Here is a 25,175-nt window from a genome sequence, read left to right on the forward strand (position 1 = left end):
CTCGCCGCTGTCGTCGTTCCCCGAGGTTCTTGTGCCCTCTATTAAGTCAATTGTCTTGACTTATTTCTTGTTCAATATTCTAGATGAGTCAAGCGGGATTTATGGATGAACGAGATGCGCCCGATCCGGGCCAAGAGCGGCACCAATCAGGAGGGCGCGAGTGCCCATAATCGCCGTGTGATGATCGACGCGCTGCGCCTCAACGGACAATTGTCGCGCGCCGATCTGGCGCGGGCGACGGCGCTCACCAAGCAGGCCGTGTCGAACATCATCGAGGAACTAGAGCGCGACGGGCTGGTCGCCTCGCTTGCCGCAGTGCGCAGAGGCCGCGGGCAGCCTTCGACCCCCTATCGGCTGGTGCCGGAGGGTGCTTTCGCCATCGGCCTGCAAATCGACCGGCATGTGACGCGCACCATTGCGGTCGACCTCGTCGGCACGGTGCTTGCCCGGGGCGAGGCGAACTTGCCCGCTGGCGGGCCGGAGCGGGGGACGGAGACCATCCTCTCGCTTATCGACAGCACACAACGGGAACTGGCCAGGGTGGCGCCGCAGTCGCGGGATCGCCTTGTCGGGCTCGGCGTCGCCATGCCGGGTCCTTTCGGCATCGATGCCGATCCGGACGATCCCTGGATGATGGCCCGCTGGCAACGCTTTCCACTTTCTGAAACCCTGGCGAACGGGACCGGACTCGACGTCCGGCTGCAGAACGATGCGGCCGCGGCGGCGACGGCGGAGAAGATGGTCGGCGCCGCCCATGGCTTCGAACAGGCGATCTGCATCTATCTCGGCTACGGTCTCGGCGCCGGCCTGATTCTCGACGGAGAGCTTTATCGCGGCGCCAATGGCAATGCCGGCGAGATCGGCATGATCCTCAGCCGACCGCGGGGAGGGACGGAAGATCAGCGGGCGCCGCTTGAGCACCGCGCGTCGATCGCCTCGCTCTGCAAGATCCTCGCTCTCGACCCGGCCGACCCCGCCCTTTACCGGCATCTCGACGATATGGCCGCTGTCTCGGACGGCAGAGTTGCCGATTGGATCGCCGACGCGGCTTATGAGTTGAGAGGCGCCGTCCAGATCCTCGAGACGACATTCGATCCCCAGACGATCGTGCTCTGCGGCGGCATGCCGCCCGGCCTCGCGCGCCGGCTCATCGATTCCATCCACCCTCTGCTGCCGTCGATCGCCGAGCGGCGTGCGCGCAGCGCGCCGCGCCTGCAGCTTGGGCTTACCGACCCCTGGGCGGTCGCAATCGGCGCAGCGGCCGAGCCGATCAGCCGGACCTTCGACCCGAGTTTCTCCGCCATCTTGAAGACTCGCGCGCCCCGGTCTCCGTGACCATTTGCGTGCATCTCCACGCAAAGTAACCTTTGTTACTTGAAATATTAGCAATATGGCGGTTAAATGCCGCCTTTCGGTGCAGCGATTTCTGCCGCCATACGATTGCCGATAAACACCCGAATGTTTTCTGGGTGACGCATTCGATAAATGCTTAGAGAAAAGTCTCTTTTTCAAAAGTCAGAGGGGTTGCGGCATGTCTCTTGCCAACCTTCGGAGACTTGAAGCCGAAGCCATTCATGTCCTTCGAGAAGTGGTCGCGACGTTTTCGAACCCCGTCGTCCTTTACTCGATCGGTAAGGACTCGTCCGTTCTCCTGCATCTGGCGATGAAGGCGTTCTTTCCGGCAAAGCCGCCCTTTCCCTTCCTGCATGTGGACACGACGTGGAAGTTCCGGGAGATGATCGAGTTTCGCGACCGGATGGCGCAGGAACGCGGCTTCAAGCTTCTCGTCCATGTTAACCAGGACGGCGTCGAGCAGGGTATCAATCCGTTTACGCATGGGTCCAACCTGCACACCCACGTCATGAAGACGATGGCGCTCCGGCAGGCCCTCGAGAAATACGGCTTCGACGTGGCTTTGGCGGGAGCGCGGCGGGACGAGGAGAAGTCGCGGGCCAAGGAGCGCATGTTCTCGATCCGCAACGCCCAGCACGGCTGGGACCCGAAGCGCCAGCGGCCCGAGATGTGGAAGACCTACAACACCCGCGTCGGCGCCGGCGAGACGATGCGTGTGTTTCCGCTCTCCAACTGGACCGAGTTCGATATCTGGCAATACATCCTTCAGGAAACTATCCCGATCGTGCCGCTCTATTTCGCGGCGCGCCGGCCGGTGGTGAGCCGCGGCGGCACGCTGATCATGGTCGACGACGGCCGCATGCCGCTCGAACCTGGCGAAGAGGTCGTGGATCGGATGGTCCGCTTCCGTACGCTTGGCTGTTATCCACTGACCGGGGCGATCGACTCCGAGGCTGCCACGGTTCCCGACATATTGCGCGAAATGCTGACGGTGCGCACCTCCGAACGGCTGAGTCGGCTGATCGACACAGACGAGGCCGGCGCCATGGAAAAGAAGAAGCGCGAGGGGTATTTCTGATGTCGTATCTTCAATCCGTGCCGCCGCACGACCTGGCGGTGCATCTCGCCGACCACGACGGCAAGGCGGTGCTGCGCTTCATCACCTGCGGCTCTGTCGACGACGGCAAGTCGACGCTGATCGGCCGGCTGCTCGTCGACGCGAAGCTGGTCTTCGAGGACCAATTGGCGTATCTCGGCCGGGTCGGTTCTTCGGGCGGAGCCAATGGCCAAGAAGTCGATCTGGCTTTGCTGCTCGACGGGCTCGAGGCGGAGCGCGAACAGGGCATTACCATCGACGTCGCCTACCGCTATTTCGCCACGGCGAAGCGCAAATTCATCGTCGCCGACACGCCCGGCCACGAGGAATACACGCGCAACATGGTAACCGGTGCTTCGACGGCGGACCTCGCCGTCATCCTCATCGACAGCCGGCAGGGTATTCTCCAGCAGACTCGCCGCCATTCCTATATCGCCTCGCTGCTCGGCATCCGCCATGTCGTGCTGGCGGTCAACAAGATCGATCTCGTCGAATTCCGCCAGTCGGTGTTCGACGAAATCGCCCGCGACTACGAAGCTTTCGCGAAGACGCTCGGCTTTGTCAGCATTCAGCCGATCCCGATCTCGGCGCGGTTCGGCGACAACGTTATCTCGCCATCGCAGAACATGCCGTGGTACGAGGGGCCGCCGCTTCTCGACTATCTGGAGACAGTGCCGCTCGATCCGCCCGAGGCGGAGCGGCCCTTCCGTCTCCCGGTGCAGCTGGTCACGCGTCCCAACGCCGATTTCCGCGGCTATGCCGGGCAGATCGCTTCCGGCCGGATCTCGGCCGGCGATCCGCTGGTCGTCGCAAAATCCGGACAGCGCTCGACGGTCAAGGCGATCGTCACCTTCGACGGCAATCTGGCGACCGCGGTTGAGGGCGAGCCGGTGACGCTCGTCCTTGCCGACGACGTCGACGCCTCGCGCGGCGACATGCTGGTCGCCCCCGCCTCGAGGCCCTTCGTCGCCGACCAGTTCCAGGCGCATGTGATCTGGTTCGACGCCAATCCCTTGCTTCCCGGGCGCAGCTATATCCTGAGAACGGAGACGGACAGCGTCGGCGCCACGGTCACGGCGCTGAAGCACCAGGTCAATATCAACAGCTTTGGCCGCGAGGCTGCGAAATCCCTGCAGATGAACGAGGTGGGGGTCTGCAACATCTCGACGCAGGCGCCGATTGCCTTCGACGCCTACAAGGATAACAGGGCGACCGGCAATTTCATCTTCGTCGACCGGGCCAGCAATGCAACGGTCGGCGCCGGCATGATCGATTTCCCGCTCCGGCGCGCCGACAACGTGCATTGGCAGGCGACCGACGTCAACAAAGGGGCGCGTGCGGCCATGAAGAGCCAGCGCCCCGCCGTCCTGTGGTTCACAGGACTTTCCGGCTCCGGCAAGTCGACGATCGCTAATGCGCTCGACCGGCTGCTGCATGCCCGCGGCAAGCACACCTACATGCTCGACGGCGACAATGTGCGCCACGGCCTCAATCGCGACCTCGGCTTCACCGAAGCCGACCGCGTCGAGAACATCCGCCGCGTCGCCGAGGTCGCCAAGCTGATGGCCGATGCCGGGCTGATCGTGCTCGTGTCCTTCATCTCGCCGTTTCGCGGCGAGCGCCGGATGGCCCGCGAACTGATGGAGGAGGGCGAGTTCATCGAAATCTTCGTCGACACGCCGCTCGAGGAATGCGCGCGGCGCGACCCGAAGGGGCTTTATCAGAAGGCGCTCGCCGGCAAGATAGCCAATTTCACCGGCGTCTCCTCGCCCTACGAGGCGCCGGAGAACCCGGAACTGCATCTGAAGACAGTCGAAGAGGACCCGGTCGCCCTTGCGCTGAAGATCGAGGCATTCCTCGACAGACATAGGGAGGACCAATGACGCTCCTTTGCGAACTCCTCGAGCGCATCGCGCTCGAGGCCGGCGCGTCGATCCTCCCCATCTACGAAGCGGGACCGACGGTCTGCTACAAGGATGATCGCTCGCCGGTGACCGAGGCGGACGAGCGGGCCGAAGCGATCATTCTCGCCCGGCTGGCGGCCGCCTTCCCGCATATCCCGATCGTCGCCGAGGAGGCCGTCGCTTCGGGCTGCGTCCCCGACATCAGTTGCGGCACGTTCTTCCTGGTCGACCCGCTCGACGGGACGAAGGAATTCATCAACCGGCGCGACGATTTCACCGTCAATATCGCCCTGATCCAAGGCTGCGTCCCGGTTGCCGGCATCGTCTATGCGCCGGCGCTGCGTTGCGCCTATGTCGCCGACGAGGGGCGGGCGGAGAAGCTCGTCTTCGGCTCCGGCCGGGTGGGAGAACGGCAGGCGATACGGGTGCGGGCGAGAGGTCCGGCCCTGACCGCCGTTGCCAGCCGTTCGCACAACAGTTCGGAGACCGAGGCCTTTCTCGCCGGCCACGGCGTCACGGATCTGACCTCGGTCGGCTCGTCGCTGAAATTCTGCCTGCTCGCTGAAGGCAGGGCGGATGTCTATCCGCGTTTCGGCCGGACGATGGAATGGGACACGGCGGCAGGCAACGCGGTGCTCAACGCCGCCGGCGGATCGGTGGTCCGGCTCGACGGCTCGCGCCTCTCTTACGGCAAGATGAAGCAGACGGACGACAGCGACTTCGCAAATCCGCATTTCGTCGCCTGGGCGGATACGTCTTCGGTGTTGACGGCTCCTTAGTACCGCCAGCTGTACGCAGGCACGGGCAGGAGGAATTTCTCATGTGTGGAATTGCCGGCCTGATAGACTATGCGCAGCACAGTCGGGAGGAAGCGGCGCAGATATTGACGCGCATGACGAACGCCCTCGCCCACCGCGGGCCGGATGCTTCGGGTACATGGCTCGATCGCGAGGGCCGTGTAGGGCTCGGACACCGCCGCTTGTCCATTATTGACCTCTCCCCGACTGGTGCCCAGCCGATGCATTCGAGCAGCGGCCGCTACTCGATCGTCTTCAACGGCGAGATATACGGCTTCCTTGACCTGAGAGCCGCATTGGAGGAGCAGGGCGCTCGCTTCCGCGGCCACTCCGATACCGAGGTGCTCCTGGAGGCGATCGAGACCTACGGCCTGGAAGGTGCATTGCAGCGCTGCAATGGCATGTTCGCCTTTGCACTTTACGACAGCGCCACGCGACAGATCATCTTCGCTCGCGACCGGATAGGAAAGAAGCCTCTCTATATCGGCATATCCAAGGGTGGCCTTGCCTTCGGCTCCGAGCTGAAAAGCATCAGGGCGCATCCGTCCTTCCGCGCCGCCGATCTAGATCCGCAGGCGGCCACGCTGTTCTTGCGATACGGCTATGTGCCAACGCCCTATTCGATCTACCGCGGCATCGTCAAGCTTCCGCATGGCTCCTGGCTGAGCCTCTCGGTCGACACGCCGCCGGCGTCGGCGGCCGCCGCCCTTAGCGGAGCCAGGAGCTATTGGGATGCTTTCGAGGCGGCGGAACGGGGCCATGCGCAGCGGATCGAATGCCCGGACGAAGCCTTGGACGCGCTCGACGCGGAGCTGAAACGGGCGGTGAGTGAGCGGCTGGTCTCCGACGTGCCGGTGGGGGCTCTCCTTTCCAGCGGGGTCGATTCTTCCTTGGTGTCGGCCGTCATGCAGGAAGTTTCGACCTCGCGTGTAAAAACCTACACCGTGCGCTTTCTGGAGGAGCAGTATAACGAGGCGGACCTGGCGTCAGGCATCGCCAGACAGCTCGGCACCGATCATACGGAGATCACGGCAGAACCCGACACGGCATTGGGCGTCGTCACCGAGTTGCCGGAGGTGTATGACGAGCCCTTCGCCGATCCTTCACAGATTCCGACGCTGCTTGTATCGAAACTGGCGCGACGAACCGTAACGGTGGCACTTTCGGGCGACGGCGGCGACGAGTTCTTCGGTGGCTACAAACGCTATCGGCAAATGCTCGCCTTCGACCGGCTGGCGAGGAAAACGCCTGCCGTTGCCCTGCAGGCGGCAAGGCATGCACCCCATTGGGCGCTGGAGGTTGCCGCCGCGGCCGCTCGCCATGCGCACCCGTCCTCGCTTCAGGACGAAGTGACCGGCAATCGGCTGAGAAGACTTGCCGAGCTCCTGGAGATCGAGGACCCGGACGCCCGCTACCTGGACTTTCGCTCGATCTGGTCACATCCGGACGAGGTCGTATTCGGCGGAGCGGAGCCTCCGACCACGATGACCTCGAAGCGGATACCGGCCTGCCTCGGCGCCGTCGACAGAATGATGTACAGCGACATGGTCGACTATCTGCCCGACGACATCCTCGTGAAGATGGACCGGGCTTCGATGGCGGTGGGCCTGGAGATGCGGGCCCCGTTGCTCGATTACCGCTTCGTCGAACTGGCCTGGCGTGCACCAAGAACGTTGTGCTTCGCCGAAGCGCCGGGCAAGCCCGCGCTGCGCAAGCTCCTGTCCCGGAGGCTGCCGGAACAGTTCATAAGTCTTCCAAAACGCGGATTCGGCGTCCCCATCAATGCTTGGTTGCGCGGACCGCTGCGCGCCTGGGCGGAAGAGATGCTGTCGCCGTCTCGCCTGCAGCGCGATGGAATCTTCCGGGCCGAGCCGATCGTCAGTCGCTGGAAGGAACATCTCGCCGGCCGCCGCGACTGGGGGCCGCAATTGTGGGCGGTGCTGATGTTCAACCTGTGGCACGACCGTTGGGTCCGTTCCGATTGACCGAGACAGAAGGCAGAGCAAGGGCGTAACGCAAACATGGAACCGCAACGAATGACGGATAGCGGCAAGCCTGTGTTCTCCCGTTTTCGGGATCTTGGTCGCGCGCAATTGAATGTGGAGTTCCAGGTCCATACCAATTGGACAGACGGGCAGGCGACGGTGCTTGAGGTGCTGCAAACGGCCAAGGAACGCGGCCTCGCCGAACTCGCTTTCACGGAACATGTCCGGGAAGACACGTCCTGGTTTCCCGACTTCAGGGCCGAGATTCTTTCCGCTGCGGACGGCTTCGGCGATTTGCGCGTCTATGTCGGCTGCGAGACGAAAGCCATCGACGACGATGGACGGCTGGATGTGTCGCGATCCGTGCTAGACGCCTGCGATATTGTTCTTGGCGTCGTCCACCGCTTGCCGGACGGGCAGGGCGGCTACCTCGATTTCAAGCAAATGTCGTTCGAGGAGACGGCCGAAATCGAATTCCGTCTGTCGATGGGCATGATTGCGAGCGCGCCGATCGACGTGCTCGGACACCCGGGTGGGATGAGCCTGAGGCGCTACGGCCGGTTTCCGGAGAATTACTTTCGCATGCTGATGACAGCGACGCTCGAGCGGGGGATCGCCATCGAGATCAACTCCTCGTACCTGGTCGATATCCCCGCGTTCTTGGCGCTGTGCGACGAGATCAATCCGTTTGTTTCAATCGGTTCCGATGCGCACAAGCTGAGCGAGCTGGGCCGTTGCCGGGACAGGCTTCGTGAACTGGGGGTAGGGCTGGCATGAAGGTCTTCATCACGGGGGCGGGCGCCCTCCTCGGGCAGGGGATCATTCGCGCTTTGCGGCGCTCCACGCTTCGAGCGACCGTAATCGTCGGGGATCCGAGCCCGCTCTCGGCCGGCCTCTACTGGGGCGATGCCGCCTATCTCGTTCCGATGGCGAAGGACCCGGAATATCTGGACAAGCTGGGCGACCTGCTGCGAGCGGAGCGGCCCGACATCCTTATTCCCGGAACTGATGTGGAATTGCCGATCCTTGCAGCGAACCGGGAAGCTATCGAGAGCACCTACGCAACCCAGGTGATCATCAGTTCGCCAAATGTCGTCTCCATCGCCAATGACAAGTGGCTTACCTCCGAGTTCCTCCGGCAACGCGGACTGGGCTTCGTTCCCTCCTGCCTGCCAGGCGACGAGGAGACGTTGATCGAAGAGTGCGGCTTTCCGCTTGTCGTCAAACCGAGGATCGGCGCCAGGTCGATCGGCTTCGGCATCGTCCGCGATCGGGACCAGCTAACGCGCGCAATCGCCGAGCAGCCCGACATCGTGATACAGAAATATGTCGGCTCTGATGCGACCGAATACACCTCCGGCACACTCACCTTCGACGGCAAATGCCGCGCGACGATCGTCATGCGCCGGGATCTGCGCGACGGCAATACCTACCGCGCCTTTGCGGAGCCGTTTCCGGCCCTCAACGCGGCAATGGCCCAGGCGGCAGACGCCCTCGGCGCCGACGGGCCTGCAAATTTCCAGTTCCGCCTCGACGACGGCGTTCCCAGGATTTTCGAGATCAATGCGCGGTTTTCGGGCACCACCGCGGTGAGGATCCATGCGGGCTTCAATGAAGTCGAGCTGTGCATCCGGCATCTGCTCTTTGGAGAGCCGATCGTTCAGCCGGAGATCACGCCGGTAACCATATTGCGCCACTGGTCGGAGACTGTGGTCAGACCCAGCGACCTGGTCACGGCTTCCACTCGTCTGGAAGAACAAGTCTGAGGAAAGAGATCGGCCGTGAGCACAAAGCACCTGGCGGTAACTGGCGCTACCGGGTTCATCGGGGCAAGAGTCATTGAGCGTGCACTTGCACAAGGCTACGCCGTGACGGCGCTTGTGCGCGATCCCGAGCGGGTCGCCGCGCGCAGTGGTTTTCGCTTGCGGCTCGAGAAATGGTCGATCGGCAACCCCCTGCCTTCGATAGGGCAAGCCGATGCCCTGCTTCATCTTGCCGCCTACATTCCAGCCGATCTCAGCGACGCCGGCCAGGCCGCGAGCTGTTTCAAGATCAATACCATCGGCGCCCTGCAGGTCGCGATGGAAGCCGCTTCCCAGGGTTTGAGGCGGCTGGTTTTCTTCGGATCCGCGCAGGTCTATGCGCCGGATCCCGGTCCCGCATCGGAAACGAGCGCCACATTTCCCGTCCATCGGGCCAGCTATTATCTGGCGAGCAAGCTCTCTGCCGAGATTTGCCTGATGGCTTTCGGCAAGGCAAATGCGATGCCGGTGACGGTCCTCCGTCTCGCGTCGGTCTATGGCCCGGGCATGCACGCCACGGGGATGGTGCCTGCCTTTCTGCGGACGCTCGCGCGCGGGCGTCCCTTGATCATAGCGGACGGCGGGCAATACAGCGTCGACCTCGTCTATGTCGACGACGTCGTGACGCTGGCGCTGCGGGCGGTGGAGAAGAGCGCGGACGGGGTTTTCAATGCCGGCAGCGGTTGCTCCTGCGCGTCTCTGGAAGCCGCGCAGGCGGTTGCCGACGTCGTCGGGGCAGACCGGATTCTCATTGGGGTCGAGGCCGCGGGCACCAATACAGCCGCTCGCGGGTTCAGGGCGCTCGAAGTCGCCAAGGCTGCGAAGCATCTCGACTACCAGCCTCGTTCCTTTCGCGAGGGCATTGAAGCCTGGAAGGCGGAGACCGGATTTGCGGAGTTCGACGACGCCTGAGGCCAGCGCTGACAATGTTACGGCCGCCAATGCTTTGCAGGGGAAGGCGCCGATGTCCGGCCCCTTCCCAACCCACGCTGCTACGCGTGCGCGGGGTCAGGCAAAGATGAAGTCGCTCCTCGAAAAGTTGGAGGCGGAGAGACTGCTGGTTGGATCGTCCACGACGATCGAGAAGGCGTGGCCCGCGGAGTTGAGACCCTTGAGCAACACGTCGCCATCCGTGGTGTTGTAGGCATAGACGGTGCCGTTGGCGCCGGAGCTCGAATACTGCGTGACCCCGAGCTTCTCGATGACCAGGAAGTCCACGCCATCCTGGAAATCCATGATCGTGTCCTGAGCGCTGAGGGCAGCGGTCGCCTTGAAGACGAAACGGTCGGAGTCGGCACCGCCCCAGAGGATATCGCTGCCCGCTTCCCCAATGAGGGTGTCCTTCCCGGCATCACCGCGCAGGGTATCATTGCCGTCACCGGCATAGATGAGGTCGATGCCGTTGCCGCCCCTGAGCGAGTCCGCGCCTCCTTCGCCGGTCAGGATGTCGTCGCCGTCATCCCCGAAGGCGATGTCGTTGCCGTCGCCGACCGAGATCCTGTCGTTGCCGATGCCGCCGTGGGCTTCATCGATGCCGGTTTCGGAGTCGAGCACGTCATTGCCGTCGCCGCCGTCGAGATAATTGTTGCCGTCGCCGCCGTCGACGATGTCGTCGCCGATGCCGCCATAGACACGGTCGTGCCCCGACTGCCCCTTCAGGGCGTCGTTGCCCTCTTCGCCATAGATCGTATCGTTGCCCGCGCCACCCGACACGGCCTGTTGCGTCAGCTTGCCGGTTGCCGGGTCTATGCGATTGTTGAAGCCGTCATTTCCCGATCCGGCATAGATGATGTCATCGCCGGAGCCTGCGTCGATATATTCTTCGCCTGCTCCACCGTAGATTTTGTCGTTTCCGCTGTCGCCCAGGATGTGATCATGCCCGTCGCCACCGTCGATGATGTCGTTGCCGTCACCGCCTTCGAAGATATCGTTTCCCAAACCACCGATCAGCGTATCGGCCCCAAGCCCACCCTCGATGCTGTCGTTGCCGTCGCCGCCTTCGGCATAGTCGTCACCGACGCCCGCCTTGATGTGGTCGTTACCGAGTCCACCGAAAAACCTGTCATTGCCTTCGCGGCCATCGAGGTAATCGTCGCCGGCATAGCCCCAAAGCTCGTCGCCATTGAGGGTGCCGAGAATCGTGTCGGTAAGGTTGGTTCCCTTAAAAATCATCATGATCTCCTAGCAGTTGCAGGAGGGCGGATAATTTCAGAATAGGGCGCAAAAGTGGATTTGGGCCTAATTCAATACGTACAATTGAATGGAGACGAAGGCTTATACTACCTATTCTAGAAATATTCAATGGCTTTCACAACTGAATCTGAAAGCGCTGGCCTTGAAAATGCTCACTCTTCTGACGGAATGAAACGGATATCAGGAATAACTTCATAGATGCGGAATGTAAGGCGTTAGAAAACTTGCGTATTTTGTCCTGATCGCGGCGATTGCATACGCTTTTTCCACACGCTCTCGGGCGTTGTAGGCATAGCGGGCATATTCGGTAGGGGAAAAATCGAGGATTTCGCGGATCGCCTCGGCAAGAGCCTCCGGGTCGCGGGCCGGTACGGCGATGCCCGCATTTCCGGCAACTGTGGCGGCATCGCCGACGTCCGTCGTGACGATCGGCTTCGCGTAGCTCATTGCCTCTGCAATCACGTTCGGGAAACCCTCGGTCCTCGACGACAGCACCAAGGCGTCGATGCTGCGGTAGTAGGAAGGCATGTCGGAGATCTCGCCCATGAGGTCGACCGCGTCCTCGGGCAGACCCGCCTCCGCCATCAAGTCGACCACAGCGCGGTTGTCGCGGGAAAGCCCGTTGCCGGCGGCGGAAAAGAGCGCCTGTGGGTGCGTCTTGCGGACGGCAGCCACGGCTTTGAAGAAGGTGCCGTGATCCTTCTGCGGGTGGAACCGACCGACGATGCCGATCCGGCGTGCGGTCTTCGCCTCGGGGGAATCGATGCGCGGCAAGTCGAAGCCGTTCGGAATGACGACGGCGTTCCGGTTTGCGTAGCCGTAGGCCCGATGCAACTGGAGGGCGCGCGCGCTGTTGTAGATGATGCCGGCCGGCCGGCTCGACAGAAGCTTCGCACCGGCAATTGCCAGGCGCGAGCTGCGCGTAAGGGAGGCGGGGTCGTCCAAGGACTGGCGAATGTTCCAGTAAACCGCCGCTCCGGACCGACACATCTGGGCAGCGATCGTGCCGACGACCATCGCATGGTACATCCAGCACAGGATTACATCGGGACGCTCCTTGCGAATAAGCCGGGCGAGCCGGACGATCGCACCTGGAAGCGCGGTGAGGGAGGAGGCGGCCAGCGATACGTAGGCAACTCTCGGATTGTCGGCGAGATTGCGGTTCCGATCCGAGACACCGATCAGCGAAACGACGACGATGCGCTCATCGGCGGAACCCTGAAGCAGGCGTGCGAGCATGGTCTCGGCACCTGCGCTGGCGGTGAAGTTGGTGATGACATGCATTATCATCGAGGCCGCCCTACTGCATGTCTTTGTCCTTAAATCGAGGTCGATTTAAGGACAAAGACATGCAGTAATTCAAGGTGCTACAGCGACCTTTGCGCGTCTGAAGACGCGGAGCTGCAAGTTCGGCACTGCCCATGCATCGATAGGAGGAACGAACCGCTCTGCCATGAACGTCCGTCAATCAGTCAGACCCATGCCGGCAAAGAGAATTCGGTTGACCATGTGCACGTCAAATCTGCTTTCCGCGAGTTCCCGCGAGCGCATGCCCATTCTTTCGGCGAGATCTGGATCGCGCGCTAACGCCGCCATCGCATCTGCAAGCGCGGCGACGTCGAGCGGTTTCACCGTCATGCCGTTCACGCCCGGCTGCACCGTATCGCGGCAGCCCGGCAGATCCGTCGTGATCACCGGCCTGCCGACCGCCAGCGCCTCGAGGATGCTCCGCGGAATGCCTTCGCGATAGTAGGAGGGAAGGACGAAGACACTGCATGCCGCCAAGTAGGGGCGCACGTCGTCGGTCGTGCCAAGATACTCCAATATTCCTTCACCGACCCAAGCCTTGATCTCCTGGCGCGAGATTGCCGTCGGGTTGCTGTCGAAGTGACCGAGCAGTTGAAACCGGGCATCGGGGAAAGTGCGCCGCACGATCCTCGCGGCCTCGACATATTCCACCACTCCCTTGTCGCGCAGGAGCCGTGCGATCATCAGGAAGACAGGCCCGCCGCGAGCCCTTCGCGCAAAGGCAAAATGCTCCAGGTCCACCCCGGATCCGGGAACCATCGTGGGGGTCAAGGCATCCGGCAGCATATGGTAGCGGCGAATGTCCTCTGCATCCGCGTCGTTATAGACGAAAACCACCCTCGCGCCCCTGAACGCCAGGCGATACAGCCGGACGCACAGGTGGCGGATGGCGAGCGCCTTGAAGGAGCGACCGCCGGTTTCGGAAAAGATGTGGCCAAGGCCCGTGACGAGGAAGCACCGTTCCCTGATCCCGAGCGTCCGGGCGGCGATCCCGGCATAGATGATCGGCTTCATTGTATAGGGAAGGACCATGTCGGGCTTCAGCCGCTTGAAGTGTCGCCGCAGCGACCAAAAGGTGCGGATGTCCTGCAGCGGATTGAGACCGGTCCGCACCATCGGAATGCGGACGAAGCGAACGCCGATTTCAGCGAGCGCCTGCGCGACCCGCGGGTCCTGCTCGGGAGCGAAGGCTATGACTTCGTGGCCGGCGCCGACCAAGCGCTTCAGCAACTCCAGCCGAAAAATCGTGAGAGACGCCGTCAGGCTTGCGACGACGGCGATCACGCGTCTGCGCGTCGAAGGCTGTGCGACACCGGAGGGGCTCGCTGCGCGGGCGATCTCCTCGGTCTGCATGCGGGCAACATGTTCAGCGGAACTCAAGGCTGACCTCCCCGCGCGCTCTCACCTAATCCGGCAATCGCAGTCCCCCGCGGGCGCTCTTTTGATAGATCTGCCGGCGTGGACTCTCAGGCTTGCTGCGCCTTGTCGGCTGGAGCCGGCCGCGCTTCTTGTTCACGGCGGGGGGCTTCGTCATGGCGGCCTCATGCTCGTAGCGCGGAAGCAGTTCGCGCATGACTGCCACGACGGCCGGATCGTTGCCCCGCTCCGCATGTCGCTGCAGGCGAGCGAACGCGTCCCGCAGCGTCGGTAAGGGAATGGGCTCCGGAACCGCACCGAGAACGCCCGGCACCGGAGAGGTTATGCGCTTGTCGGTCTCGTCGAAAAGCTCCTCGTAGAGCTTTTCGCCTGGGCGGCAGCCGATGATCTTGATCTCGATATCCTGGTCTGGGCTGAAGCCGGCCAGCCGGATCATGCGGCGCGCGATGTCGATGACCTTCACCGGCTCGCCCATGTCGAGGACGAAAATCTCACCCTGTCCGAGCTGTTTCTCAAAGCCATAGGCCGATGCCTGCAAGGTCAGCTCCACGGCCTCGCGGATCGTCATGAAGAAGCGCGTCATGCATGGATCGGTCACGGTCAGCGGGCCGCCTCTAGCGAGCTGGCGCTTGAAGAGCGGGATTAGCGATCCGCTCGATCCCAGCACGTTGCCGAAGCGGACGGTCATGAACCGCGGGCCCTTGCCGGTTTCGAGCCCCTGCAGGTCGAGTGCTTGGCAATAAAGCTCCGCAAGCCGCTTCGTCGCACCCATCATGCTTGTAGAGTTCACAACCTTGTCGGTCGATACCTGGACCATGGCAAGCGTGCCGTATTTCTTTGCCGCATTGGCGACGTTCATCGTGCCGATGACGTTCGTGAGGATGCCCTCGCGCGGATTCATCTGCACCATGGGCACATGCTTGAGGGCCGCAGCATGGAAGACCAGCTCCGGGCGATGCCGCTCGAAAATTTCCTCGACACGCTGGCTGCGCCGGACGCTGCAAAGGTAACTCCACGAAGATACGTTCGGGAGGGTCTCGGCGAGCGTCATGTCGATCGAGTAGAGATTGTATTCCGAATTGTCGACCAGCACGATCTCCGCCGGCTCGCAGGCAGCGACCTGTGCGGTCAGCTCGCTGCCGATCGATCCGCCGGCCCCGGTGATCAGCACGCGCCGACCCCGGACAAGCCGGGCGATCGCCTCGCGGTCGAGTGCCGCTTGCGGGCGCTCCAGCAGATCGGTGAGTTCTACCGACCGCAGTTCATAAGGATTGTCTCCCTTGGCGTGCTTGAACTCGGTTGGCTGCGATAGGCGCGACACGGCAATGCCAAGCCTTTCGGCCGACCGCAGCAGCTCGTCCGACGCGGCTTCGCCGAAGTTTGCCGGCGCTTCCGTGAAGACGACATGGCGCGGCCGCCTGCTGGCTTGCTGCAGTTCTGCTACGACCTGCTCGAAATCCTCGATCCGACCCGCGATCGGCACCCCGCGCAGGCTCATCCCCAGCTGGTCTGCGTTCTTGTCAAGGCAGGCCACCGGCACATGAGTAGCGTTTGGATCGCGCGCGAGTGCTCGCAGGTAAAGCTCGGCGGCGTCGCCCGCTCCGACGAGCAGCAGCGGCACCTGGTGATCGTCGCCCACTCCCTTGTCGCGCCCATTCTTGAAAACCGGTCGCGCCAGCGGGATTTCGTCGGCGCGAAAGCTCAGCCGGGCGGCGGCAAGGAAGGCGATCAGGAGCAGCGACTGCATCGGCACGACGGATCGCGGCATGTCGATCAGCCTTGTCGAAAAGAACAGGAGCGAAATCAGCAATAGAGACGTCGCGAGGACTGCGCGAAGAATGATCAGGAGATCGGAGATCGAGCCATATTTCCAGTTTCGGCTGTAAAGCCCGGACAACGGAAAAATGATCGCGCAAATCGCGAGATACTGGGCACCGGACCACAACAGGACGGAGGCGGTTTCGGGCCTCATACTGAGCTCGGCAAAGCCGTAACGCAGCAACAGCGCCACGGCCAGCGCCACGCCTGCGGAGCCAAGGTCGGCAAGATACAAGGCCGGATATTTCTGAATGCTGAAAACGGCCCCTCGCAGACGCCGGTAGCCGATATCGAGGGCCGCCCCGAATACCGGTAGCAACATTTTGGCCGATGCTCTTGCTGTTCCGCCTTTCGGCAACATTAGGAAACTATCGCGCACTGCCTTCGCGGCGTCGTAAAAACGCTGCATGACCGGCCCTTCCTAATTTCTGCAAGCCTGCCGTGCCGCCGAACGAGAACCGCACCTCCCTCAAGAAGGCTTAATGGTGGGGTAGAGAACGGTGCGTCCGTAAGTCTTGTTGTCGACCAGCTCGAAAGGCTTGATAAATCTACTTCGACAAAAGGTTACTCATCGCGGTGGGCTAGATCGCGATCAAATGGTCTATAATAAGAAACACGTAATTCAGTAGTTGTAAATGCTTATAAATCGCAGGCTTATAGTTTTTCACAAAAGTTTACCGGCTGCTGGGCGGTCAGGCGCCCTGGCATGCAAACGCCACCAGGGCGGGTCAGGAAATCGAGGTCCCCGGGAGATGAATTCGCCACCTGCGGCGATCGGTCGTGGCCGATCCGTATCTCACGAGAAAAATGTGACGCTCGGCAAGAGTATATCTAAAGGCATATGGCGTAACCCGGATGAAGAAGTTAGTCTTCTACGCCGTACTTGAGGTTTAGACATAAGCTTTCGATGAAAGTGTAATCGATCAGGCGCCATCCGGCGCATTGCCATAATGGTCATGGCGTCAGCCCCTCTTTTTTCACCGAGGTGGGCGGAAACATGCAAGCACGAAGCGTTATCGAGATTGTGGAGTCTCGCGGGCGGCTGCCTGCTGAACTTATCGTGGCCGGGTACTGGGCAAGCCAGGCCGGTGTTGTGGTCTATGTTCTGAATGGCGTCACCCCCCAAGCGATCAATCTGGTTCTGGACCCGATCGTGACGACGCTGCCTTTGTCGATCCCTGGCGTGCTTTATGTCAGCCTCAACGACAAGGCACGCGTTTGCGAGGCTGTCCGAGGCGCCGACGAGATTTATGCTGCGACCGGCATTTTCCGTCGACTGACGGCGCACTACGGCATCGCTCCGAGCCTCATCCGGTCCGTCACCGCCGCCATTCCGAGACTGGAAAGTCGCACGCTCCAGTCCGAAAGAGACGTCCGGGCGCCAAAGAGCGCTAGGCCCCATCTTCTCATGCCGATCCCGGCCATCCATTACATCCGCTGGGGTGCGTCGCACACGTCGAGCAGGCATCCGACCAAGATCGCCATCTGAACCGATTCTAGTCGAGTTCGAAATGCTCCTTGTAGTCCTGCCGCAGGTGCGACGGCTGATCCTCCTTCCGCAGAAAGCAGTTGCCGACGACGAGACATTCGATCTCGGTACCCATGAAGCAGTGGAATGCGTCCTCCGGGGTGCAGACGATCGGCTCGCCGCGGACATTGAAGCTGGTATTGACGAGGACAGGGCAGCCTGTCCGCTCCTTGAATGCGCTCAGCAGTTCCCAGTACCGTGGATTGGTATCCTGATGCACCGTCTGCACCCGGGCGGAATAATCGACATGCGTCACCGCCGGGATATTAGATCGTGGAACGTTGAGGCGGTCTATGCCGAACAATGCAGCCTCGTCGGGAGCGAGGGGCAATCGCCGCCCGCCGAGCACATCGGCGACGAGCAGCATGTAAGGACTGTCGGCATCGATGTCGAACCACTCCGCCACGTCCTCGCGGCGGACAGAAGGGGCAAAGGGACGGAAGCTTTCGCGGTATTTGACCTTGAGGTTGAGGGTCTTTTGCATCGTCGGAGAGCGCGGATCACCCAGGATCGACCTTGCACCGAGCGCCCGCGGTCCGAATTCCATCCGTCCCTGCATCCATCCCACCGCCTTCTCGTCGACCAAAGAGTCGACGGTGCGCGCGATCACCTGGTCGTCGTCGAGGACGGTATAGACGGCGCCCACGGCCGTCAGACGCTTCTCTATGTCGCGTTGGTCGAAGGCGGGACCGAGATAGGCGCCGGCCATGCGGTCCCGCCCGTCGGGAGTGCGGCCGTGTCCGAGATAGCCGTGCCATGCGGCCAGCGCCGCACCCACCGCGCCGCCCGCATCGCCGGCCGCCGGCTGGATCCAGATGTCGTCGAAGATCCGCTTTCGAAGAAGCTTGCCGTTTGCGACGCAATTCAAGGCAACCCCGCCGGCAAGACATAGGTGACGCTCGCCGGTTTCCCGCCGGGCATAACCCGCAAGTTTCAGAACGACTTCCTCGGTGACGGCCTGTATCGAAGCGGCGAGATCCATCTCGCGCTGGGTCAGCGGCGACTCCGGCTTTCGCGGCTCGGCGCCGAACAGACGATGAAAGGCGGAGGATGTCATGGTGAGACCGGTGCAGTAGTCGAAATAGCGCTGGTCGAGCCGAAACGAGCCGTCCTCCCTCAGGTCGATCAGGTTATCGAGTATTTTCTGCGCGAATAGCGGACGGCCATAGGGTGCCAAGCCCATCACCTTATATTCTCCGGAATTGACCTTGAATCCGGTGTAGTAGGTAAAGGCGGAATAGAGCAGCCCGAGGGAGTGCGGAAAGCGTATCTCCTTCAGTATCTCGAGATCCTTGTCCCGGCCATGGCCGAGCGACGTGGTGCACCACTCGCCAACTCCATCCATCGTCAGCACCGCGGCGCTCTTGAAGGGCGACGGAAAGAAGGCGCTTGCCGCATGCGCCAGATGATGCTCCGTGAACAGGAGCGAACCTGACCATTCCTTTGATCCGGAAAGCTTCCCCAATTGCCTGCGCAACAGGTTCTTCTGAAACAGCTTTTCCTTGATCCACAGCGGCATCGCCATCCTGAAGGAACGGAAACCGCGCGGACTAGTGGCAAGATAGGTTTCCAGCAACCGCTCGAATTTCAGGAATGGCTTGTCGTAGAAGACGACGTGATCGACGTCCGCCATGTCGCATTCGGCCGCAGCCAGGCAATAGGCCACCGCATTTGCCGGAAATCCGGCGTCGTGCTTCTTGCGCGTGAACCGCTCCTCCTGCGCGGCAGCGACGATCAGACCATCCTCGATCATCGCAGCCGCGCTGTCGTGGTAGAATGCCGAGATACCGAGAATGCGCATGGCGTCGGCTCAGAACAGGGTGTAGATGAACGGCGCCACCGCGGTACCCTGCGTCAGCACAACCAATCCGCCAAACACTCCGAGTATGATGAAGATAGGTAGGAGCCAGAACTTCTTGCGGACGCCCATATAGGCCCAGAGTTCACGGATCAGTTCCATATCCATTTCCTCCACTCATCAACCGACAACGCTCTTGTCGCTTTACAACCGCCTGCGTCAGAACTGATTGCGCATCGTCGTCGGGTCCGGTTCATGCGGTTGCCGCTCATTCCAGTACGTGTGCGCACCTTTGTCGAACGCGGCGACGAGCGGATCGTAGCCGCGCAGCCTCAAGAAGACCCCGATCGGAACGAAGGCTACCGCATAGATCAGAAGCATCACCACGGGATTGACGATTTTGAACAGCAACAGGCCGAGTTTCATCCACAGCCGGTTCGGCAAGGCGAGCCAGTCGGGAGAGGCAAACGCCAACAGGACGAGAACACAGCCGATGGCCGCAAGCCCCGTAGTGATCGGAGTGAGCCCGCCGCTGATAAACCACCGCGCGAGAACAAAAGCGAGGAGGATGCCACCGACCGTGTAGCCGAAGCTGCGGTTCGACGGCCCCTCCAAGGCATGCTCGGAAAAAGACTCGTGCGCCTGGTTCATCGGGAACGCCCTCAGCGGCCAGTGCTAATCTCTAAAATAGGATACTGCTCGAAATGCAATCGCCTGCATTGAGGAATAATATAGGACGCATCGTATAGAACAAGCGGCGACCGATCCGGTCAATATACCATTGGATATAGAGAGCAGGCGACGCCTGGTCGGGACCAAGCGGTACAGCGGCATTGATCAAACTTGCTGCGCCAGGCCACTTTTTGGGGGGAGACTCTATCGGCAAAACGCCGTATATTCCGCCGCACAAAAATGCTTTCGTATCAAATTCCTATTCTGAATTCATTTGTGTGAGTTCAAGTGCAAGAGATACGATTCTTATCTGCCAAAGCTGTCAGAACAGACAAGTCGGGATCGGCCGCCTGAACAAGGCGGTCTGCAAAGGCACGACTTGCTGGACGGCTCGTCAGAGAGGAAAAGATGTCATGACGAAGCGGCATCTCGGGCTTGTGGCATGCGCCGTTCCTGGCCTGTATCTGTTGTTAAGCCCAGTCTACGCTCTACTGCATTACCAGCTTTTCGCAGCTGAACCCCCGCATTTCGTCCGCTACGTGCTGATCCCGGGCGTGCTGGGAGCCGCGGTGATCGCCATCGGCTTGATTGCGAAGCCGCGCATTTCCGTACTTGTCGGCATCTGGGCCTCGAGCATGCTGCTCGGCCTCTTCCTCTTCGAGGCGATGCACACGGTCTCGGTGGTCTCAGTCCGGTTGGAAATGCTCGGCCAGCTCAGCGAGGCGCAGGCTGAAACGCTCAGGCGCAACAAGAACATCGTGCCCGGTTTCACGCTTCGAAGCCTGAACCGGCTTTCGGGTACCGACGAGCTACCCGAGGGGCTGCTGTCGGGTTTTCCGGCGACCCAGGTGGTGCTGTGCACGTCAAAGGACGGCATTGTCAGCTATACGGCGGACCGGTACGGCTTCAACAATCCCGACGATGTGTATAGTCGCCGGCTGGATTTGATGCTCCTCGGAGACTCGTTCGTCGAAGGCTTCTGCCTGCCTCCGGGCGAGGACCTCGCATCGAGCGTGCGCGCGGGCGGCGCTACCACAGCGAGCATAGGCATTCGCGGAAATGGTCCCCTGGTCGAACTCGCAATGCTCGGTCGTTTCGGTGAGCTTTTGCGTCCCCGCCACGTGATGATGGTTTTTGTTGAAGGCAACGACTGGGAGAATCTGGAGCGGGAACTCGCCGTGCCCTGGCTTCGACAAGCGCTTTCGCCGGATGCGAACTTCGGTTTGCAGTCGACGGCGCAAGCGACCATGCGCGAGGCTCGCAGCATTCTGGCGGAGCGAAAAAATGCCCCGGTGACGAGTGTCGACCTGCTCACGAGAACATCCTTGCTGCGCAATTTCGTCGCCCTGCAGCAAACTCTCGCACGGCTGGGGTTGGTTTATCCGAAGATTGCCGGCGACAGGCCGGAGTTCAGAAAGATATTGCACCGCGCAAAAGAACTGGCCAAGGGCTGGGGCGGCACTTTCACATTGGTCTACGTGCCGAGGATGGACAGGTTCATCGGGCCGTTCTCATCGGATCGCCCCTTCGATCCGCTGCGGAGGAGGGTACTCGATGCTGCCGCGGCAGAGGGGATTCCCGTGCTTGATCTTCACGAGGCCATACGCGCCCAGCCCGACCCTATTCTTCTGTATGCGCCCGATGCTCATTTCAGTCGTGCCGGGGCCAAATTCGTTGCGAAGGAAATCCTCCGCTCCATCGCGGTGAAGGAGACTGGCCTTCCGATCACCGCAGCGATCAAACGACCTTGCGGCGAAGCATGCCTGCCTCCGATGGCGACCCCGTGATGATCAATTCGAACCTAGCTGCAGCCGCTGAGAAATATTGGCGAGCTCCACGCGGGTCGTGATGTTGAGCTTGCTGTAGACGCTATGAAGGTGAAGCTTGACGGTGCCGGGTGCTATTCCAAGCCGCAGGGCTATTTCGCGGCTGCGCAAACCTGCTGCCGCAAGGCGGGAAATCTCGAGTTCACGCGGGGTCAACTTCTGCATGACCGCGCGGCGTTCGATGTCGCGTTCACGAATTCGATCGATCTCCGCAGTCAAACCTTGATCCACGACAGACGTTCGGCCGGCCATCACCGCCCGAATGCACTCGACAAGCGCACTTGGCGCCTGTTCCTTGAGAACGATGCCGCGCACACCAATTCTCATCGCCTCGGCAAGTTCCTGATCGCTGATATCGGCGGTCAGAAGGACGCAGGCGAGTTCCGGCCGATCGCCGTGCAGGCGGCGAATGAGGTCGAGGCCGTCGATTTCGGGCATTCGCAGATCGGCGACGACCAGGTCGACCGGCCGGGTCGAGACGACCTCGAGCGCCTCGGCAGCCGTTTTGCATGTTGCAACCACTTGCCAGCCGGGCTCGGCGTCGATCAAGCGGCGCAACCCGTCCAGGACGATCAGGTGGTCGTCGACGACCACGATACGCGGGCTCACGGATGGGCCGGTATCTTGATGGTTATCCGAGTCCATTGCTCCACCCTGTCGATCGAGAGTTCTCCTCCCCAGGTCGCCACGCGCTCTCGAAGGCTCCGCGGACCGACCTTGCTGCTCTCCAGCTCCGCATGCTCGAGGCGCCGGTCAAAGCCGAAGCCCGTTCCGTCATCGTCCACGGTGAGGACCACGGCCCCGCCGTCGAGCCGGAGCCGGGCCTCGAGCGTTCTTGCATGCCCATGACGTGCCGCATTGGCCGTCGCCTCTGCAATCATCCGCATCAGTTCGTCGATGATCGATGACGGCAAGCGGAGGTCTTCGGGTTCCAGAAGGAAGCGAAAGTCGATCGACCATTGCCGCCGCAAGCGCTTGGCCAGTGCCTCCAATCGCACCACCAGCGGCGAGTCCTTCGCGCCGCCGTGATCGGATCCCGGTTCGAGCGCGCGAATGAGAGCGCGGAGCTCTCTTTGTTCGTCGTATAGCATGGCTTGCAAGGCCATCAGACGCCTGTCGATCTCCTCGGGCTCGGCCTTCGACGAGCGCAGGCTTTGCAGCTGCAAGGCCATGCCCGCCAGGGTTTGCAGCACCCCATCGTGTATATCTCGTCCGATCTTGATGCGTTCCTCAAGGGCGGCTGCGTCGCTGAGACGGCGCAGCAAAATTGCTTGCTCGAAAAGCGTCTTCAGCCGGTCGGCGACAATTTCCGCCATGGCAACGTCGTCGAGTGTCGGGGCAGGGGGATCGAGGAGAAACAGGCGCGCCTCGACGTCGCTCGCGTGGAACTGCACCGAAATCGCCGAAGTGATCGAGAATTCGGCGACGAGGGCGGGGGACGCCGGCAACTCGTCTCCGCGCCATCGATCGAAACGTCCCTCGCCGCGGTGAATGAGGGCTCGCGATCGCTTTGCGTCGATGATCAGAAGACTTGCATGCTCCAGCGCTTCGGGTGTCCACGGCAGATAGGCGGTCGGCGACAAATGCCTCACCTCGCATGCGCCGTTCTCCCATGTGGCAAGATGGGTCCAGGGTTCGTCGCCGTCACTCCAGATCAGCAGTGCGCGGCCGACGCGCATCACCTGCGCGGCATAATCCAGCGCCGCCTCGGCCGGCCAATCACGCCCGTCGGGCGCGCCGGGCGTCCGCTCGACGAGCCGCAACAACTCGGAGCGCACCGCCTCCTGATGAGTCCCGAGCCATGTGAGAAGAACCGTTGCCGTCAGCAGGAAGAGTATGAACGACAGCGCGACTGCCGCGTCGACGTCCGAGTTGAAGGGCCAGACGGTATTCGAAAGCGCCAGATATGCGAGGATCGCCACGCCGATGAAACCGGTCCACAAGGCACCGCGCCAGAGCCAGTGCAGCGTCGCTGTCAGCTGGACGAACGGCATGAGCATGAAGACCGGGCCAGACACCCGGCCGGTAAGCAGCGCCAGGGCAACCAAAGTGGCGACGTCGATGATATGCCGCACGAGGGTCCCGCGGACCCTATGGACCTGGGCCTTCCAAACGAAATGGGCTGCAGCGATGGCGTAAGCGAGATAAGCGACGAGCAGCCAGAAAACGAGTTGCGAGCGCGCGGGCCAGATGGCGGCATCGAGCCATGTAATCCACAGGCTGCCGATCGCCAGGACGATGCGAGCGATGGCGATGACCGCGTCCGAGCGAGCCCGGAATGTATTGATCCAAGTCTGTCGATTGGTCGCCGGGGCCAACCCGTTTTCGGCCCGCACTGTGGAAATCGCGGAGGCCCAGTACTTCACCGCCAAGTCCTCTCTTCAGGCAGGCAATCAACCCCGGTCTTTCGGCAGGCCAGAGGGGATTATGTCGAATTGCATTTCCAAAGACCAGATTCGTTGCCGACTTTCCGGCTCCGGAGACGAAAGCCGCCTCGGCTAGTCCTAAGGCGCATGTGGACGGAATCTGCCGTGTACCGCCGGGCGCCTGCCAGTCGGGGAGGCCCAGGCCACCACCTCGATGCACGCGCCGTCGCCGCATAGAACGACGAATCCGCGTTTTGAATGGCATTGAACCTGTCCGACCAAACCGATGTAACGGCCGGCGTTCTCGAACTCCACGGCTGCGTCGATACGGACCCGCTCGCCGCTGTAAAAGGAAAATGCACCGGGGTAGGGGGCGCCGACTGCACGGATCAGCCGGAGCACGGAGACGGCGGACGCATTCCAGTCGATCAGGCCGTCCTCGGCGCTTCGCTTCGCACAATAGCTCGCCTGGTCATGATCCTGCTCTCTCCGTGGGGGATTATCCGTCTCGACGAGCGCGATCGCCTCGACCACCATCTCGCGCAAATTCGTTGTGTGCTTTGCATAGAGGTTGCGAGCGGTTTCGTCGGCCGCGACGGCGAACAGCCGCTGAAGCAAGATCGGGCCGGAATCGATGCCTTCATCCAGCCAGAACAGCGTTGATCCGGTCACTTCCTCGCCGCGCAATATCGTCCAGGGAATGACCGCGCGACCGCGCAGACGCGGCAAGGCGGCAGGATGGAACCCGATCGTACCCAGGCGCGCGACATCTCGAAAGGCCTGCCTGCAGACCTGCGACCAGCCGATGACGAAGGTGAGGTCGGGCTCGACCGCCGCCATCGCCTCCAGCACGTCCGGCTGATTGATATCCGACGCGTAGCGAACGGCGCAACCGGCGGCGCGCCCCATGGCCCCCAAATCGGCAAAATCGGAGTGGCGCCCGGCCAGCTCAGGCGGCAGGGTGACAACGAGCGTAGGAGCGCGCCCCATCCTTATGAGCGCTTCGAGAGCGATTACGGAGCTCTCCACGGCACCGACGAAAACGATACGCATGATCCAACAACCGCCGACTATCGACGAGCGCGGGATGTCATTTCCCGGCGGCAACGAACGATGTGATGCTATGCTGGCCGCATTGAACTCCAAGGACGACCATGATGTCCAGTGCAGGAACCAGACAAGTCCGCCGCGACAGCACCTTGGATTTGCGCCGCGAAAGGAGAAGGCGGCCGCCCTTGCCCTCGGATGAAGCGGCGTTTCAGAATTGGTGATCCGCCGTATTTGCGCCAAGAAATGGCTAAAAGATGAAGCGATTGAATAAGATATACGTCGCTTCCGAAACTACAGGTGGC

General features: G+C 61.8%; 20 protein-coding genes. 10 read left to right on the forward strand and 10 right to left on the reverse strand.

From position 1 onward, the window contains the following. The first annotated feature begins 105 nt into the window (after window positions 1-105). From CO656_RS01170 to CO656_RS01205, 8 genes are all read left to right on the forward strand, one after another. Complete coding sequence (locus CO656_RS01170; protein WP_037416762.1) at window positions 106-1,335, forward strand: ROK family transcriptional regulator; 1,230 nt, start codon at window positions 106-108, stop codon at window positions 1,333-1,335. Window positions 1,336-1,531: 196 nt separating this feature from the next. After that, the gene (gene cysD / locus CO656_RS01175; protein ID WP_037416765.1) at window positions 1,532-2,431 is read left to right on the forward strand and encodes a sulfate adenylyltransferase subunit CysD; all 900 of its coding nucleotides are present in this window, start codon (window positions 1,532-1,534) and stop codon (window positions 2,429-2,431) included. Continuing rightward, complete coding sequence (cysN, locus tag CO656_RS01180) at window positions 2,431-4,332, forward strand: sulfate adenylyltransferase subunit CysN (protein WP_097524508.1); 1,902 nt, start codon at window positions 2,431-2,433, stop codon at window positions 4,330-4,332. Before cysD ends, cysN begins: the two co-directional genes overlap by 1 nt. Next, complete coding sequence (gene cysQ, locus CO656_RS01185) at window positions 4,329-5,132, forward strand: 3'(2'),5'-bisphosphate nucleotidase CysQ (RefSeq protein WP_097524509.1); 804 nt, start codon at window positions 4,329-4,331, stop codon at window positions 5,130-5,132. Before cysN ends, cysQ begins: the two co-directional genes overlap by 4 nt. A 41-nt stretch (window positions 5,133-5,173) precedes the next feature. Further along, window positions 5,174-7,135: an asparagine synthase (glutamine-hydrolyzing) gene (gene asnB / locus CO656_RS01190; RefSeq protein ID WP_097524510.1), complete on the forward strand. Its 1,962-nt coding sequence runs from the start codon at window positions 5,174-5,176 to the stop codon at window positions 7,133-7,135. Window positions 7,136-7,186: 51 nt separating this feature from the next. Next, window positions 7,187-7,912, forward strand: a complete 726-nt coding sequence (locus CO656_RS01195; protein WP_234819618.1) for a PHP domain-containing protein — start codon at window positions 7,187-7,189, stop codon at window positions 7,910-7,912. After that, window positions 7,909-8,901, forward strand: coding sequence for an ATP-grasp domain-containing protein (locus tag CO656_RS01200; RefSeq protein WP_037416780.1), 993 nt, complete (start codon window positions 7,909-7,911; stop codon window positions 8,899-8,901). Before CO656_RS01195 ends, CO656_RS01200 begins: the two co-directional genes overlap by 4 nt. Before the next feature lie 15 nt (window positions 8,902-8,916). After that, a complete protein-coding gene (locus tag CO656_RS01205; RefSeq protein ID WP_097524511.1) occupies window positions 8,917-9,849 on the forward strand; it encodes an NAD(P)-dependent oxidoreductase in 933 nt (310 codons plus the stop codon). 96 nt (window positions 9,850-9,945) lie between these two features. Here the strand turns inward: CO656_RS01205 and CO656_RS01210 are convergent, their stop codons facing one another. The 4 genes from CO656_RS01210 to CO656_RS01225 all read right to left on the reverse strand — a co-directional run bounded on the left by CO656_RS01210 (window position 9,946) and on the right by CO656_RS01225 (window position 15,955). Then, entirely contained in the window at window positions 9,946-11,109 is a 1,164-nt protein-coding gene (locus CO656_RS01210) for a calcium-binding protein (protein WP_097524512.1), read from the reverse strand. 213 nt (window positions 11,110-11,322) lie between these two features. Continuing rightward, the gene (locus CO656_RS01215; RefSeq protein ID WP_097524513.1) at window positions 11,323-12,420 is read right to left on the reverse strand and encodes a glycosyltransferase; all 1,098 of its coding nucleotides are present in this window, start codon (window positions 12,418-12,420) and stop codon (window positions 11,323-11,325) included. 174 nt (window positions 12,421-12,594) lie between these two features. Continuing rightward, the gene (locus CO656_RS01220) at window positions 12,595-13,818 is read right to left on the reverse strand and encodes a glycosyltransferase family 4 protein (RefSeq protein ID WP_097524514.1); all 1,224 of its coding nucleotides are present in this window, start codon (window positions 13,816-13,818) and stop codon (window positions 12,595-12,597) included. Window positions 13,819-13,843: 25 nt separating this feature from the next. Then, window positions 13,844-15,955 carry a nucleoside-diphosphate sugar epimerase/dehydratase gene (locus tag CO656_RS01225; protein WP_234819619.1) on the reverse strand — a complete coding sequence of 704 codons (2,112 nt, stop codon included), beginning with the start codon at window positions 15,953-15,955 and terminating at the stop codon, window positions 13,844-13,846. 675 nt (window positions 15,956-16,630) lie between these two features. Here CO656_RS01225 and CO656_RS01230 point away from each other — a divergent pair. Then, window positions 16,631-17,122 carry a hypothetical protein gene (locus tag CO656_RS01230; protein WP_097524516.1) on the forward strand — a complete coding sequence of 164 codons (492 nt, stop codon included), beginning with the start codon at window positions 16,631-16,633 and terminating at the stop codon, window positions 17,120-17,122. 7 nt (window positions 17,123-17,129) lie between these two features. Here CO656_RS01230 and CO656_RS01235 read toward each other — a convergent pair whose 3' ends face one another. Genes CO656_RS01235 through CO656_RS01245 form a run of 3 tightly spaced genes read right to left on the reverse strand, consistent with a single transcriptional unit; the run spans window position 17,130 to window position 19,610 of the window. Next, window positions 17,130-18,962 (reverse strand): carbamoyltransferase, encoded by a 1,833-nt coding sequence (locus tag CO656_RS01235; RefSeq protein WP_097524517.1) that lies wholly within the window; start codon window positions 18,960-18,962, stop codon window positions 17,130-17,132. 9 nt (window positions 18,963-18,971) lie between these two features. Then, window positions 18,972-19,121: a DUF5989 family protein gene (locus CO656_RS01240; protein WP_082912469.1), complete on the reverse strand. Its 150-nt coding sequence runs from the start codon at window positions 19,119-19,121 to the stop codon at window positions 18,972-18,974. Window positions 19,122-19,178: 57 nt separating this feature from the next. Then, a complete protein-coding gene (locus tag CO656_RS01245; protein ID WP_037416804.1) occupies window positions 19,179-19,610 on the reverse strand; it encodes a hypothetical protein in 432 nt (143 codons plus the stop codon). 434 nt (window positions 19,611-20,044) lie between these two features. Between CO656_RS01245 and CO656_RS01250 the strand changes: the two genes are divergently transcribed. Further along, window positions 20,045-21,418, forward strand: a complete 1,374-nt coding sequence (locus tag CO656_RS01250; protein ID WP_097524518.1) for an SGNH/GDSL hydrolase family protein — start codon at window positions 20,045-20,047, stop codon at window positions 21,416-21,418. A 3-nt stretch (window positions 21,419-21,421) separates the two neighbouring features. Here CO656_RS01250 and CO656_RS01255 read toward each other — a convergent pair whose 3' ends face one another. The 3 genes from CO656_RS01255 to CO656_RS01265 form a co-directional block, all read right to left on the reverse strand. Beyond that, window positions 21,422-22,102: a response regulator transcription factor gene (locus CO656_RS01255; RefSeq protein ID WP_097524519.1), complete on the reverse strand. Its 681-nt coding sequence runs from the start codon at window positions 22,100-22,102 to the stop codon at window positions 21,422-21,424. Continuing rightward, entirely contained in the window at window positions 22,063-23,823 is a 1,761-nt protein-coding gene (locus tag CO656_RS01260) for a sensor histidine kinase (RefSeq protein ID WP_097524723.1), read from the reverse strand. The genes CO656_RS01255 and CO656_RS01260 overlap by 40 nt, the downstream gene beginning before the upstream one ends. 138 nt (window positions 23,824-23,961) lie before the next feature. Further along, window positions 23,962-24,876 carry a formyltransferase family protein gene (locus tag CO656_RS01265; protein ID WP_037416810.1) on the reverse strand — a complete coding sequence of 305 codons (915 nt, stop codon included), beginning with the start codon at window positions 24,874-24,876 and terminating at the stop codon, window positions 23,962-23,964. Between the last annotated feature and the right edge of the window lie 299 nt (window positions 24,877-25,175).

This window comes from Sinorhizobium sp. FG01, from assembly GCF_002531875.1.
GTDB lineage: Bacteria > Pseudomonadota > Alphaproteobacteria > Rhizobiales > Rhizobiaceae > Sinorhizobium > Sinorhizobium fredii_C.

Coding starts and splice junctions, on each gene's coding strand:
- asnB (WP_097524510.1), top strand. CDS start 5,174: ATGTGTGGAATTGCCGGCCTGATAGACTATGCGCAGCACAGTCGGGAG.
- cysD (WP_037416765.1), top strand. CDS start 1,532: ATGTCTCTTGCCAACCTTCGGAGACTTGAAGCCGAAGCCATTCATGTC.
- cysQ (WP_097524509.1), top strand. CDS start 4,329: ATGACGCTCCTTTGCGAACTCCTCGAGCGCATCGCGCTCGAGGCCGGC.
- CO656_RS01225 (WP_234819619.1), bottom strand. CDS start 15,955: ATGTTGCTACCGGTATTCGGGGCGGCCCTCGATATCGGCTACCGGCGT.
- CO656_RS01240 (WP_082912469.1), bottom strand. CDS start 19,121: ATGGAACTGATCCGTGAACTCTGGGCCTATATGGGCGTCCGCAAGAAG.
- CO656_RS01200 (WP_037416780.1), top strand. CDS start 7,909: ATGAAGGTCTTCATCACGGGGGCGGGCGCCCTCCTCGGGCAGGGGATC.
- CO656_RS01170 (WP_037416762.1), top strand. CDS start 106: ATGAACGAGATGCGCCCGATCCGGGCCAAGAGCGGCACCAATCAGGAG.
- CO656_RS01210 (WP_097524512.1), bottom strand. CDS start 11,109: ATGATTTTTAAGGGAACCAACCTTACCGACACGATTCTCGGCACCCTC.
- cysN (WP_097524508.1), top strand. CDS start 2,431: ATGTCGTATCTTCAATCCGTGCCGCCGCACGACCTGGCGGTGCATCTC.
- CO656_RS01230 (WP_097524516.1), top strand. CDS start 16,631: ATGCAAGCACGAAGCGTTATCGAGATTGTGGAGTCTCGCGGGCGGCTG.
- CO656_RS01250 (WP_097524518.1), top strand. CDS start 20,045: ATGACGAAGCGGCATCTCGGGCTTGTGGCATGCGCCGTTCCTGGCCTG.
- CO656_RS01245 (WP_037416804.1), bottom strand. CDS start 19,610: ATGAACCAGGCGCACGAGTCTTTTTCCGAGCATGCCTTGGAGGGGCCG.
- CO656_RS01265 (WP_037416810.1), bottom strand. CDS start 24,876: ATGCGTATCGTTTTCGTCGGTGCCGTGGAGAGCTCCGTAATCGCTCTC.
- CO656_RS01195 (WP_234819618.1), top strand. CDS start 7,187: ATGACGGATAGCGGCAAGCCTGTGTTCTCCCGTTTTCGGGATCTTGGT.
- CO656_RS01255 (WP_097524519.1), bottom strand. CDS start 22,102: ATGGACTCGGATAACCATCAAGATACCGGCCCATCCGTGAGCCCGCGT.
- CO656_RS01235 (WP_097524517.1), bottom strand. CDS start 18,962: ATGCGCATTCTCGGTATCTCGGCATTCTACCACGACAGCGCGGCTGCG.
- CO656_RS01215 (WP_097524513.1), bottom strand. CDS start 12,420: ATGATAATGCATGTCATCACCAACTTCACCGCCAGCGCAGGTGCCGAG.